Consider the following 13,141-nt stretch of genomic DNA (forward strand, 5'->3'; position numbering starts at 1 on the left):
CGCCTGCGCAGCATCGGCCACGAGTTCATGGAGTTCTTCCGCGAACTCACCCAGCGCTCGCCCGCTCGCTTCGCGATCCTGATCTTCCTCTCGCTCATCCTCGTCTTCACGGGGCTGTTCTCGCTGCCGATCGCGGCGGCCGATGGACGGGTGACGCCGTTCGCGGATGCCTTCTTCACCGCCGTCTCGACGGTGTGCGTCACGGGGCTCGCGACCGTCGACATGGCGACGCACTGGTCGCCGTTCGGCCACGTGCTCGTCTTCCTCGGCGTGCAGATCGGCGCGCTGGGCGTGCTGACCCTGGCATCCATCCTCGGACTCGTCATCTCGCGCCGTCTCGGCCTGCGCGCGAAGCTCATCGCCGCGAGCGACTCCAACCCGCTGCGCACGCACGGCGGACCGGTCAACGAGGGCCAGACGGTGCAGCTCGGCCAGATCGGATCCCTGCTCGCCACCGTGGCGCTGTCGACCCTCGCCATCGAGGCGCTCGTGGCCGTGATGCTGTATCCCGGACTGCTCGTGGCCGGCGTGCCGTGGCACACGGCGCTGTGGGAGGCCCCGTACTTCGCCGCGATGGCGTTCACGAACACGGGCTTCACGCCCAACGCCGACGGACTCGAGCCGTTCCGCCACGACTACTTCTTCCTCACCGTGCTGATGTTCGGCGTCTTCCTCGGCTCGATCGGGTTCCCCGTCATCTACACGCTGCGCCGCCACCTGTGGCGCGTGCGCAAGTGGTCGCTGCACGCCAAGCTCACGGTCATCACGACCGTGCTGCTGTTCTGCGCGGGCGGAGTCGTCTTCCTCATCCTCGAGTACGACAACCTGCTGACGCTCGGGACGAAGGATGCCTGGGATACGACGTTCCAAGCGTTCTTCCTGTCTGCGATGACGAGGTCCGGGGGCTTCGCCATCCTCGACATCGGAGAGCTCAATCAATCGAGCCTGCTCGTGGCCTGCATGCTCATGTTCGTGGGCGGCGGGTCGGCATCCACCGCCGGCGGCATCAAGGTCACGACGCTCGCCATCATCGCGCTCGCGGTCGTGTCCGAGGCCAAGGGGCGCGCGTCGAACCAGGTGTTCGGACGACGCATCCCGAGCGATGTCCTCCGCGTCGCGCTCTCGGTCGTCGCGTGGGGCTCGACCATCGTCGCCCTGTCGACGATCATCATCACGCAGATCACGAAGGCCGATCTCGGCGACGTGCTCTTCGACGTGATCTCCGCGTTCGGGACCGTCGGCCTGTCGACGGGCCTGACGGAAGGGCTGCCGGACCCCGCCGTCTACGTCATGGCGGTGACCATCATCATGGGTCGCGTTGGTACAGTGACTCTCGCCGCGGCCGTGGCCGCGTCATCCCGTTCGCAGCTGTACTCGCTGCCGGTGGAAAGGCCGATCGTTGGGTGACCGCATCAGGAACGACGCCCCGGTCCTCGTGATCGGACTCGGCCGCTTCGGCGCGGCCTGCGCGGGCGAGCTCGACCGACTCGAGCGAGAAGTGCTCGCGATCGACGAGAGTCTCGACCTCGTGCAGAAGTGGTCCGAGCGGGTGACCCACACGGTGCAGGCCGACGCGAAGAACATGGATGCCCTCAAGCAGATCGGCGCGCAGGACTTCCAGGTCGCGGTCGTCGCCGTCGGCTCGTCGATCGAGGCATCCGTCCTCATCACCGCCAACCTCGTCGACCTCAAGATCCCGCAGATCTGGGCCAAGGCCGTCTCGCAGTCGCACGGCAAGATCCTCGCCCGCGTCGGCGCCAACCACGTCATCTACCCCGAGCGCGAGGCCGGCGAGCGCGTCGCGCACCTCGTGTCGGGACGGATGCTGGACTTCATCCGCTTCGACGACGACTTCGCCCTCGCGAAGCTCTACCCGCCGAAGTTCATCCGGGGTGTGGGGCTCAACGAGTCGGGCGTGCGCACGAAGTACAACGTCACGGTCGTCGGCGTGAAGAGCCCCGGCAAGCCCTTCCGCTATGCCGAGGCGAACACGATCGTGACGAACCACGACCTCATCATCGTGTCGGGCACGAACAGCGACATCGAGCGCTTCGCGGCCCTCGACCGGTAGGGCTACGCGCCCTTCGCGAGCTCGCGCGCGCGGGCCAGCGCGGCGTCCGTCGCCGATTCGAACACGACGTCCAGTCGCGCGGCCTGCAGCACGGCGATCGCGCGCTCGGTGGTGCCCTTCGGGCTGGTCACGCGACGGCGGAGCTCGGCGGGGTCCTCTCCGGATGCCTCGAGCAGCGCCGCCGCGCCGATGAAGGTCTGCTCTGCCATGAGCCGGGCATCGGGCTCGCTGAAGCCCTTGCCCAGGGCCGCCTTCGTGAGCTCCTCGATCAGCAGGAAGACGTAGGCGGGTCCCGAGCCGGAGATCGTCGAGAGCGGGTCGATCTGCTCTTCGGGCACCTCGATGACCACTCCGCAGGTCTCGAACAGCCGACGCACCACAGCGGTGTGCGCAGAAGTGACAGCCGTCCCCGGCGCGAGTCCCGTGACCGCTTTGCCCACCACGGCCGGGGTGTTGGGCATCGAGCGCAGTACGGGCGTGCCGGGCGCGAGGATGCTCTCGAACGTCGCGATCGTGACCCCGGCGGCGAGGCTCACGATGATCGTGCCAGGACGCACGCTCGGCGCGATCTCGCGCAGGAGATCGGGCACCATCGCGGGCTTGACGCCGATCAGCACGATGTCGGCCGCGGCCGCGGCATCCGCGTTCCCGCTCTCGGACTCCTCGAGAGCGACGCTCGCGACCCCCGCGAGTCCGGCGAGCGCCTGCGCCTTCTCACGCGTGCGATTGGTGACCGTCACGCGAGGCGCGACGCCCGAGGCGACGAGGCCCTGCAGGATCGCACCTCCCATCGAGCCTGCTCCGAGGATGGCGATGTGCGGCAGTGCGTCGGTCATGGCATCCATCCTAGGAAGCCATGGACATGAAAGGTCATTCACATAGTGAGGGCGCGGGGCTATAGTCGAGGCGACGGGAGCATGGATGCCCCCGCGAGCCCCACTCGGAGGAACCCGCATGACCCTCTTCGACGGAATCACCGCACGCATCGTCGAGACGCCCCGGCTCGCCGTCGGCATTCTCGAGCGCGAAGGTGACGACCCTGCCACGGCTCCCGAGCAGACGGTCGTGCTGATCCACGGCAACGTCTCGTCCAGCCTGTTCTGGCAGGAGATCATGCAGGACCTCCCGGGCGACCTGCGCGTCATCGCGATCGACCTGCGCGGTTTCGGCGGCACCGAGCACGCGCCGATCGACGCCACCCGCGGCGTGCGCGACTTCAGCGACGACGTGTTCGCGACGCTCCAGGCGCTCGGCATCCCCGAGGCGCACCTCGTCGGCTGGTCGATGGGCGGCGGCGTCGTCATGCAGTACGCGCTCGATCACCCGGCACTCAGCCTGACGCTGCAGGCGCCCGTCTCGCCCTACGGGTTCGGCGGCACGCGTCGCGACGGCACGCGCCTCACGACCGACGACGCCGGGACGGGCGGGGGCGGCGCGAACCCCGACTTCGTCCAGCGTCTCATCGACGGCGACAAGAGCGACGAGGCGCAGACCTCTCCGCGCAGCGTGTTCCGCTCGGGCTACGTCGCGTCGGGGTACACGAGCGAGCACGAGGACACGTGGGTCGAGTCGATGCTCACGACGTCCACCGCGACCGGCAACTACCCCGGAGACGGTGTGGCGAGCGAGAACTGGCCCGGCTTCGCCGCCGGCGACATCGGCGTGCTCAACACCATGACTCCCGGCCACTTCGACACGTCCGGGATCGTCGACCTCGCCGTCAAGCCGCCGATCCTGTGGATCCACGGCACCGCCGATGCGATCGTGTCGGACGCGTCGTTCTACGACCTCAACTACCTGGGCCAGCTCGGGATCATCCCGGGGTGGCCGGGGGCGGAGGTCGCACCCGCCCAGGAGATGAAGGCGCAGACCCGTGATGTGCTCGGGGCGTACGCGGCCGCGGGTGGCGACGTCACCGAGATCGCCCTGGAAGGCGTCGGCCACTCCCCCCACCTCGAGCGCCCGGCGGAGTTCCGCCGCGCGCTGCTCGAACGCATCGGCTACGTCGGCGCCCCGGCGGACCCCGCGCCGCCGACCGAGGCGATCATCCTGCGCTCCGCCGACTGAACCGCCCTCCGGGCGGGGCTAGGCTTTCGCCATGAGCGCATCCGGCGGCAACAGGGCGATCATCGCCGCGTTCCTCGCGAACATGGGCATCGCCTTGGCGAAGTTCGTCGCGTGGTTCCTCTCGGGCTCGGCGTCCATGCTGGCCGAGGCGATCCACTCCGTCGCCGACTCGGGCAATCAGCTGCTCCTGCTGCTGGGCGGCAGACGCGCACGCAAGGCGGCCGACAAGGAGCACCCGTTCGGCCACGGCCGCGAACGCTACGTCTACGCCTTCGTCGTCGCGATCATCCTCTTCTCGGTCGGCGGCCTCTTCTCGATCTACGAGGGAGTGGACAAGCTCATCCATCCCCACGAGGTCGAGAACGTGTGGATCCCGATCGGCGTGCTGATCGTCGCGATCGTGCTCGAGTCGTTCTCCCTGCGCACCGCGATCCAGGAGAGCAATCACGTGCGCGAGAAGGGCCAGTCGTGGGTCTCGTTCGTGCGGCGCGCGAAGGCCCCCGAGCTGCCCGTCGTCCTCCTCGAAGACGTCGCGGCGCTCACGGGTCTCGCGTTCGCCCTGTTCGGCGTCGGCATGACGGCGATCACGCACAACCCCCTCTTCGACGCGATCGGCACGCTCATGATCGGCACGCTGCTGATCCTCGTCGCGATCACGCTGGGCATCGAGACGAAGAGCCTCCTCGTCGGAGAAGGGGCGACGGATGCCGATCACGACCGCATCGTCGGCGCGATCGAGAACGGGCCCGAGGTCTACAAGCTCATCCACATCAAGACGCTCTACCTCGGACCCGACGAGCTGCTCGTCGCCGCGAAGCTCGCCCTCCCGACGGACAAGTCCCTCCACGAGGTCGCGCGGGACATCGACGTCGTCGAGGCGCGCATCCGCGAGGCTGTGCCGACCGCGCGGGTCATCTACCTCGAGCCGGACGTGTACCGGCCCGGCGATGATCCGTCGCCGCCGACCGAGGACTTCGTCATCCGCGCGCTGGACTGAGCGCCCCTCCGCCGGTCCCCTCGCCGGCACCTCGTCGAACCCGGGCGCTCCCGAATCCGACGTCGTCGCGGTGCGGTTCGACGCGAAGGGTCCGTCTCGACGCGCGCCGGCTGGAAGACTGGCGGCATGGAGTACACGATCTTCACCGAGCCGCAGATGGGCGCGACCTACGGCGACCAGCTCGCCGTCGCGCAGAGCGCCGAGCGGCTGGGCTTCGACGCCTTCTTCCGGTCCGACCACTACCTCACGGGCGGCGGCACGGGCCTTCCCGGGCCCACCGACGCCTGGACGACGCTCGCCGGGCTCGCTCGCGAGACGTCGCGCATCAGGCTCGGCACACTCGTGTCGTCGGTGACCTTCCGGCACCCGGGCATCCTCGCGATCCAGGTCGCCCAGGTCGACGACATGTCGGATGGCCGCGTCGAACTCGGGCTCGGCACGGGCTGGTTCGAGCGGGAGCACGCCGCGTACGGCATCCCCTTCCCCAAGAAGCGCTTCGATCTGCTCGAGGAGCAGCTGCAGGTCGTCACGGGCCTGTGGAGCACGCCGCTCGGCGAGACGTACTCCTTCCACGGGCAGCACTACGACCTCTCCGACAGCCCGGCGCTGCCCAAGCCCCGCCAGTCGCCCGTGCCGCTCATCGTCGGCGGGGGTGGGCCCAAGCGCACTCCCGAGCTCGCCGCTCGGTTCGCCACGGAGTACAACGTGGGATTCCCCGAGAACGACGAGATCCGCGCGCGTGTCGAGCGGGTGCGCTCAGCGTGCGAGCGGATCGGGCGCGATCCCGAGACCCTCAAGCTGTCGGTCGCGATGTCGACGTTCGCGGGGGCGGATGCTGCGGCCATCGCGCGCCGCACCTCGCGCGTGAGCGAGCGCATCGGCCGGACGCTGGACGACGTGCGCGACGGCGTCAACATCGTGGGGGACGCCGACGAGATCGGCGAGCACGTCGAGCGATACGCCGCTCTCGGCATCCAGCGCGTGCACTTCCAGCTCCTCGATCTGCAGGACCTCGAGCACGTCGAGTACCTCGGCGAAGAGGTGCTCCCCCACCTGCCGCGCTGACCCGGTCAGCGGCGGGTGTCGAAAAAGGCGCGCAGGAGAGTGGATGCCTCGGCCTCGAGCACACCCGCCACGACCTCCGTGCGATAGGGCAGGCGGCGGTCGCGCACGACGTCGTAGACCGAACCGGCGGCGCCCGCCTTCTCGTCCCATGCGCCGAAGACCAGTCGCGAGACCCGTGACTGCAGCACGGCACCCGCGCACATGACGCAGGGCTCGAGGGTGACCACGAGCGTGCAGCCGTCGAGATTCCAGGATCGGATGGATGCCGCGGCAGCGCGGAGCGCGACGACCTCCGCATGCGCGGTCGGGTCGTGGGTCGCTTCGCGCAGATTGCGCCCCTCGCCGATGACGGTGCCCGCGGCATCCATCACCACCGCTCCGACGGGAACGTCGTCGGCCGCCGCGGCCTCGCGGGCGAGCGCGAGAGCGCGCCGCATCGCGGCGAGGTCGGCGGGTTCGATCAGCACACCACGAGACTACGACCCCGGCTAATCTGGCCCTATGCGCCTGCACGTCGCGGAACACCCGCTCATCACCCACAAGCTCACGGTTCTGCGCGACGAGCGCACGCCCTCGCCGGTGTTCCGGCAGCTCACCGAAGAGCTCGTGACGCTGCTCGCGTACGAGGCGACCCGCAGCGTGCGCGTCGAGCCGATCGAGATCCAGACCCCGGTCACCACCACGACGGGCGTCAAGATCAGCGAACCGCGCCCGCTCGTCGTGCCGATCCTGCGCGCGGGGCTCGGGATGCTCGAGGGCATGGTCACGCTCCTGCCGACGGCCGAGGTCGGGTTCCTGGGCATGGCCCGCAACGAGGAGACGCTCGAGCCGACGACCTACGCCGAGCGCCTGCCCGACGACCTCAGCGACCGCCAGTGCTTCGTGCTCGACCCCATGCTCGCGACGGGCGGCTCGCTAGGCGCGGCGATCGAGTTCCTGTTCGACCGCGGCGCGCAGGACGTCACGGCCATCTGCATCCTCGGCGCCCCCGAGGGCGTCGCCGCGATCGAGAAGCAGGTCGAGGGGCGCGACGTCACGCTCGTGCTGGGCGCGCTCGACGAGCGGCTCAACGAGAAGGGCTACATCGTGCCCGGCCTCGGCGACGCCGGCGACCGCCTCTACGGCACGGTCTGAGCGCTCCCGGCAGCGTCTGAGCGCTGCGCGCGCCACGACGCTGCATCCGATCCGTTCGGTGTCCACGAGTGGTGGTTCTGAAGGGTTCGGAACCGCGATCCGTGGACGGTCAGGCGAGCGCGTCGACCCGCTCCCGCACGGGGTCGACGGCGACGGCGGGATGCGGCATCCCGAACCCGACGACGGCGATGGGTGTGAGCGTGCGGCCGTTGAAGCGCGACGCCGTGACCGCGGTGTAGGCGCCCATGACGGGACTCGCGACGAGGTCGCCGACGGCGAGGTCGGGCAGCATCGCCTCGCGGGCGACGACGTCGGTCGAATCGCACGTGGGTCCGGCGACGGTCGACCAGCGGTGCGCGTCGGTGTCGGCACCCAGCAGCTCGCGCACGGCGAAGACGAGGGGATGCACGTCCTCGGCGACGACGTTGGAGTACGAGCCGTACACGCCGTCGTCGAGGTAGTACCAGCGGCCGTCCCCGCGCTCGGCGATGCCGACGACGCTCGTCACGAGCGTCATGCACTCGGCGACCAGGATGCGCCCCGGCTCGGCGATGATCTCGAGACGGTGGGCATGGGGCTCGAGCACCGGGCGCAGGCGCGCGCCGAGCACCTCGATCGAGGCGACAGGCGCGTCGTAGGCGGCGGGGAATCCCCCTCCGATGTCGAGCACCGTGAACCGCACGCCGTGCTCGCACTCGAGCGCGTGCATCAGAGCGAGCGTCTCGGTGACCGCATCCGCGAACCGGTCCGGATCGTCGAGCTGGCTGCCGACGTGGAAGCTGAACCCGGCGACGTGGATGCCGCGCGCCCGCGCGATGCCGACGAGCCGTCCGGCCTCGACGGGACCGACACCGAACTTCGTCGACAGATCGCTCTTCGCGTGAGGGCTGCGGTACGCGAGCCTCACGAGCAGACGCACGTCGGCGGGTGCTCCCTCGAACTTCGCCAGCTCGGTCTCGTTGTCGATGACGAACGTCCGCACGCCCTGGGCGAGGGCCTCCTCGATCTCGGTCGGCTTCTTGATGGGATGCGTGTGGATGACGCGGTCCGAGTCGATCCCGTGACGTCGCACGATCGCGAGCTCCTCGCCCGTCGCGACGTCGAAGCAGCATCCATCGCCCGCGAGCGCAGCGATCACGGCGTCGTCGGCGAGCGCCTTGACGGCGTAGTGGAATAGGACGAAAGGCAGGGCGGCCCGCAGGCGCCGGTACTGGCGCCGCACGCGCTCGGGCGACAGCAGGAGCAGCGGTGTGCCGTGCAGCGCGAGCGCCGCGCGAGCCGCGTCGGTCGACAGCAGTGCCGCCGTCTCACGCCGACGCAGGTCGATGAGTTCGCTGCTCATGCCGATCGCTCCTCGGCAGCGCGCCGGCGCAGGCCGATCTTGTCGGTGATCGTGAAGGCGCCCGCCGCGACAGCGTAGAAGATCACGTCGGCGACGATCTTGCCCGCGAGCAGGCCCCACACCGGATCCTTGAGAAGGGTGACGCCCAGAACGAGCGCGGCGGGCCGGATGAGGAGCGTGTCGAGGAGCTCGGCGGCGCCGAACTCGGCGACGAGCAGGAGGAAGGTCGCCGTGACGAGCTTGCGACCCGAGACGCCGAGCCGTGACTGCTCGAGTCCGACCGAGATCGCGAGCACGGCGTAGAAGCCGATGATCTCGCCGAGCAGCGCGGCGACCGCGACGGCGGCGGGGTGATCGGTCCAGAAGGTGATGGCGAGGCCCGCGACCATCATCGCCGCGGTGCCGGCGATCTCGGCGGGCAGATAGCGAACGACCCAGAACACGAAGCCGCGGCGCCCGTGAGGTGCCTCGTCGTCGATGGATGCCTCGACGGCCTGCTCGGTGGTGCTCATGCGCGATCCCTTCCTCCTGATGAGAGGAAGGGACCCGCCGCCTGATACTCAGTCGCCGAGCAAGGGTCCTGAAGCGGGCCGGCGGCCGGTCTCCTGCTCCCAGAACTCGAGCTGCTGCGTGAGCGCCTTCGCGAGCTCGAAGACCTGCTCGGGCGGGATGCGGATGCGGCTCACGACACGCGCCGGCACGATCGTGCGGTGCTCGCCCGTCTCGGCATCGACCGCGTCGTGCGGCGGCTGCGCGAGCGTCAGGAAGTCCATCACGAAGACGGTCGGCGTGTGCCAGACGTTCGCGAAATCGGCGTAGTGACCGGCGATCTCTTCGGGTGGCAGATCGATCTCGAACTGGCGGGGAGCGTCGTCATCTGCCACGGGGACCTCCGTCGGGACGTGAGCGTGCCGCGAGTCTACGCGCGCGACGCGTCAGGGGTGCCCGACCAGACGGGCGAAGCCGCTGAGGCGTGCGACGCCCTCGGCGGTGTACGGCAGGTCGTCGAGCAGCCCCGGCGAGTAGACGAGGTACGCCGTGTGCATGGCGCGCGAGATCGCGACGTTGAGCCGGTTGCGCAGGAGCAGGAACTCGAGGCCGCGCGGGGCATCCCGGCCCGACGACGCGGCGAGCGAGACGATCGCGACAGCGGCCTCCTGCCCCTGGAACCGATCGACCGTGCCGACCGGGATGTCGGGGTAGCCGGCCTCGGCGAGCGCTTCCTCGACCGCGACCTGCTGCGCGTTGTAGGGCGTCACCACGATGAGATCGCGCTGGTCGAGAGGGCGCGCGTCGCGCGGCGTGGTCACTCCGTCGTCGTCGACCCGGATGTCGCGCCACTCGCGTCCGATCAGCCCTCGCACGATCTCGACGACGGCGTCGGCCTCTTCGGGCGACTGCGTCGCGTTGCCACGATGGCGCACCGGGACCGTCCGGAGCCCCGGTGCGACCCCGTCGAGCTCGCGCAGCGCCGTCGAGGGATGCGCCGCGAGCTCGCCGCGGTAGGAGAGCACCGACACGGGTGCGGCGACGGCGGGGTGCATGCGCCACGTGCGCGCGAGGAAGTAGCCGAACTCGTGCGGAATGACGTCGGACCCGTCCATGACCCAGCCGAGCGCCGACGTGTCGACGGGCTCGGGATGGGTTCCCTGGCTCACCTGGGGCAGCTGCTGCGGGTCGCCGAGCAGGAGGAGCCGCTGCGAGGCGAGCGAGACGGCGATCGTCGACGCGAGCGAGAACTGCCCGGCTTCGTCGATCACGAGCAGATCGAGACTGCCGCGGGGAATGCGGCCCTCGTGCGCGAAGTCCCACGCCGTGCCACCGACGACGAAGCCGCCGGACTGCTCCGCGGTGAACGCGGCCACGCCGTTCTTGGGGATCGCGGTGAACGACAGCCGGTCGGACGGGGCATCCGTCTTCGGCGCCTTCGCGACCTGCGCCTTGGCAACCCCAGCCGCCACGATGCGATCGAGCATGTTCTCGATGACCGCGTGGGATTGCGCGACGACACCGACCTTGAAGCCGTGATCGCGCACGAGCCGGGCGATGACGTGCGAGCCGACGTACGTCTTTCCCGTTCCCGGAGGCCCCTGGACCGCGAGGTAGCTGCGGTCGAGATCGAGGAGGGCCCGCGTGATCGCATCGACGTCGTCGCCGGTGGATGCCGGCAGCGCCCGATCATCGCGCAGACGCGGCCGGCGGCGGAGCAGGATGTCGGTGCCGGGGTCGGCGGGCAGCGCGGGCGACGCGGCGATGACGGCATCCGCCCACGCGTCGATCGCGGCCTGCTGATTGCCCGCGGGCGGCGGGGCGGCGGGCGTCAGCGCGAGCGGCAGTTCGCTCCACGTGATGCCGTCGACCGCGCGCTCTTCGACGATCACGCCGTCGTCGAGCGTCTCGAGCACCGTGATGCTCCGCGCCGAATGGATCCAGCGCGGCATCGCGTCGAACGGGTAAGGAGCGGGCAGCTCGTACAGCGCGAAGGGATTGGTGCCGACGGCGAGCCGCGTGCCGGGCGCGAGCTCGCCCCGGAGCTCGACGATGCGCCGCTCACCGCCGCGCCCGCTCTCGAGGAAGTGCCAGTCCTCGGTCACCCGGGAGCGCTCGGGGTCGATCGCGATGACATCGCGCGACTCCTCCCACAGCGACAGGGGTTCGCGCAGACGCAGGTAGTGCGTCGCCCAGAAGGACTTGGCCTCTCGCGGGTAGTAGTCGATCGCGGCCGCGCCGAGCCGCAGCGCCTGGGACTCGTTCTCGGGCCGGCCCTCCGCCAGGCGCTCGAGCGCGAGAGCGCGCACCGACGGCTCGTACGCCGTCTCGCTCGGGTCGGGATTGGGCGTCGGCCGCAGTCCCGCCTCGCGCGCGCGGTCGACGAGCCAATCGCGTAGGCGCAGGGTCGACACGCAGTCGTAGCGGTTGTAGTCGGCGAGGTCGGCGAGGATCGCGGCGGCCTCGGCATCCATCCCCTCGTCTGCCAGCGCTCTCGCCTCGACGTAGCGGACGATCGAGTCGTCGCCCTTCTGCACGTCGCTCGTGCGCACGTCGTCGCCCATGTAGAGCGGCTCGAGCTTCTTGATCGAGTACGACCGCGAGCCGACCCGCAACGCCCGGCGCACCACGGGGTACAGGTCGACGAACACGCCGTCGCGCAGCAGCCGATCGACGTCGGCCTCGCGCACGCCGTACCGCGCCGCCATGGCGAGCAGATGCGTCGGCTCGTACGGGGCGTAATGGTAGATGTGCATGTCGGGATGCTGCAGCCGCCGCAGCTGCGCGATGTCGAGGAACGTCTCGAGCGCGCGCTTCTCGTCGGCGAAGCTGTGCGCCCAGAGGGCGGTGTACTGCTCGTGCAGATCGACCCAGCCGAACAGGTAGTCGATGCCCCACACCGTCGGATCGCTCTCGGTGTGCAGCGGATCGCCCTCGAAGTCGAAGAAGAGGTCGCCGCGATCGGGTCGCGGCAAGGCGCCGAGCGCCTTGGGCTGCACGACCTCGTACGTCGGGATCGGCGTCTTCTCGACCGTCGCGACGACCCCGCCCGCGGGGCTGTCGAGCTGGAGTCGCGCCTGCGTGCGGAGCATGCGGAACGTGTCGGCGTTCATGCGCGGCGGCGGCGCGACCGCGCTCGCGAGCGCGTCGATCGTCGCGATCCCCTCGGCGCGCAGACGAGCGCGCTGGACGGGCCGCATGCCGGCGACGAGCAGCAGATCGCGGGATGCCTCGACCTCGAGCTCGCAGGTCGCGCAGCGACCGCAGGCGACCACGCCGAGCTCGCCGCGGTCGTCGCCCCACGCGATCGCCGCGCCCTCGCGACCCAGGTCGAGGCGGCGGTCGGCGATGAGAGCCTCGAGTCGCGCTCGGCGCAGGCGGAAGACCGGCAGGAGGTCATCCACTTCGTGGATGCTGGTCGTGCCGTCGCCCAGCAGCAGCTCCACGCGATCGGCGCGCGGGATGCCCAGGCGGTCGAGCTGGTCGACGTAGGCGGCGAGCTGCATGAGGGCGGTGACCCGCGCGTGGCGGGCGAGCTTGGTGTCCTGCACGACCCAGCGGTCGGCGTCCTTCACGAGGAAATCGGCGAAGCCGACGAAGTCGCTCGTCGAGAATGCGGCCTGGTAGACGACCTCGGCGCCCGAGACGAGAGCGTCGTCGGTCATGGCGACGGCGTCGTCGAGGGCCGCGGCATCCGTCGAACTCGTCTCGGGGATCTCGATGACCGCGTCGCGCCCGAACCGCTCGACATAGCTCTCGAGAACGCGGCGCTCGTGCGCCGTACCCATCCGACCCGCGCGCTTGAGCGTCTCGTCCTCGGGCTCGACGACGGCCTCGACACGACCGAGCTTCGCGTCGATCCGGCGCAGCCATGCGAACTCGCACTCGGCGGCGGACTTGAGGTCGCTCGCGCTCCAGACGATCCGGCCTTCGCCTGGGATGTATCGCATGCCATGACCCTAGCCGCGGCCCGCGA

At 70.1% G+C, this 13,141-nt stretch carries 12 protein-coding genes; 6 read left to right on the forward strand and 6 right to left on the reverse strand.

What is annotated here, in order from left to right; all coding sequences use genetic code 11:
• The first annotated feature begins 27 nt into the window (after nucleotides 1-27).
• A complete protein-coding gene (locus ACTIFV_RS10690; RefSeq protein ID WP_439593078.1) occupies nucleotides 28-1,407 on the forward strand; it encodes a TrkH family potassium uptake protein in 1,380 nt (459 codons plus the stop codon).
• Nucleotides 1,400-2,071 carry a potassium channel family protein gene (locus tag ACTIFV_RS10695; RefSeq protein WP_439592759.1) on the forward strand — a complete coding sequence of 224 codons (672 nt, stop codon included), beginning with the start codon at nucleotides 1,400-1,402 and terminating at the stop codon, nucleotides 2,069-2,071. The genes ACTIFV_RS10690 and ACTIFV_RS10695 overlap by 8 nt, the downstream gene beginning before the upstream one ends.
• A gap of 2 nt (nucleotides 2,072-2,073) precedes the next feature.
• Here the strand turns inward: ACTIFV_RS10695 and proC are convergent, their stop codons facing one another.
• On the reverse strand, nucleotides 2,074-2,907 hold the full coding sequence (gene proC / locus ACTIFV_RS10700; protein WP_439592760.1) for a pyrroline-5-carboxylate reductase: 834 nt from the start codon (nucleotides 2,905-2,907) through the stop codon (nucleotides 2,074-2,076).
• Between the two features lie 118 nt (nucleotides 2,908-3,025).
• Between proC and ACTIFV_RS10705 the strand changes: the two genes are divergently transcribed.
• From ACTIFV_RS10705 to ACTIFV_RS10715, 3 genes are all read left to right on the forward strand, one after another.
• Entirely contained in the window at nucleotides 3,026-4,138 is a 1,113-nt protein-coding gene (locus ACTIFV_RS10705; protein ID WP_439592761.1) for an alpha/beta fold hydrolase, read from the forward strand.
• Between the two features lie 31 nt (nucleotides 4,139-4,169).
• Nucleotides 4,170-5,135, forward strand: a complete 966-nt coding sequence (locus ACTIFV_RS10710) for a cation diffusion facilitator family transporter (protein WP_439592762.1) — start codon at nucleotides 4,170-4,172, stop codon at nucleotides 5,133-5,135.
• Between the two features lie 126 nt (nucleotides 5,136-5,261).
• Nucleotides 5,262-6,200, forward strand: a complete 939-nt coding sequence (locus ACTIFV_RS10715) for an LLM class F420-dependent oxidoreductase (protein ID WP_439592763.1) — start codon at nucleotides 5,262-5,264, stop codon at nucleotides 6,198-6,200.
• 5 nt (nucleotides 6,201-6,205) lie between these two features.
• On the opposite strand, the gene tadA is transcribed toward ACTIFV_RS10715, so the two are convergent.
• Nucleotides 6,206-6,637 (reverse strand): tRNA adenosine(34) deaminase TadA, encoded by a 432-nt coding sequence (tadA, locus tag ACTIFV_RS10720; RefSeq protein ID WP_439593079.1) that lies wholly within the window; start codon nucleotides 6,635-6,637, stop codon nucleotides 6,206-6,208.
• Between the two features lie 64 nt (nucleotides 6,638-6,701).
• On the opposite strand from tadA, the gene upp reads away from it, so the two are divergent.
• Nucleotides 6,702-7,334 carry a uracil phosphoribosyltransferase gene (gene upp / locus ACTIFV_RS10725; protein ID WP_439592764.1) on the forward strand — a complete coding sequence of 211 codons (633 nt, stop codon included), beginning with the start codon at nucleotides 6,702-6,704 and terminating at the stop codon, nucleotides 7,332-7,334.
• A gap of 109 nt (nucleotides 7,335-7,443) precedes the next feature.
• Here upp and ACTIFV_RS10730 read toward each other — a convergent pair whose 3' ends face one another.
• The 4 genes from ACTIFV_RS10730 to ACTIFV_RS10745 are packed head-to-tail and all read right to left on the reverse strand — an operon-like array spanning nucleotide 7,444 to nucleotide 13,115.
• On the reverse strand, nucleotides 7,444-8,676 hold the full coding sequence (locus tag ACTIFV_RS10730; RefSeq protein WP_439592765.1) for a type III PLP-dependent enzyme: 1,233 nt from the start codon (nucleotides 8,674-8,676) through the stop codon (nucleotides 7,444-7,446).
• On the reverse strand, nucleotides 8,673-9,188 hold the full coding sequence (locus ACTIFV_RS10735) for a hypothetical protein (RefSeq protein WP_439592766.1): 516 nt from the start codon (nucleotides 9,186-9,188) through the stop codon (nucleotides 8,673-8,675). The genes ACTIFV_RS10730 and ACTIFV_RS10735 overlap by 4 nt, the downstream gene beginning before the upstream one ends.
• A 48-nt stretch (nucleotides 9,189-9,236) precedes the next feature.
• Nucleotides 9,237-9,560 (reverse strand): DUF3467 domain-containing protein, encoded by a 324-nt coding sequence (locus tag ACTIFV_RS10740; protein ID WP_439592767.1) that lies wholly within the window; start codon nucleotides 9,558-9,560, stop codon nucleotides 9,237-9,239.
• 51 nt (nucleotides 9,561-9,611) lie between these two features.
• Complete coding sequence (locus ACTIFV_RS10745; RefSeq protein WP_439592768.1) at nucleotides 9,612-13,115, reverse strand: TM0106 family RecB-like putative nuclease; 3,504 nt, start codon at nucleotides 13,113-13,115, stop codon at nucleotides 9,612-9,614.
• Between the last annotated feature and the right edge of the window lie 26 nt (nucleotides 13,116-13,141).

The sequence above is a fragment of the Microbacterium sp. genome (genome assembly GCF_051860965.1).
Lineage (GTDB): Bacteria > Actinomycetota > Actinomycetes > Actinomycetales > Microbacteriaceae > Microbacterium.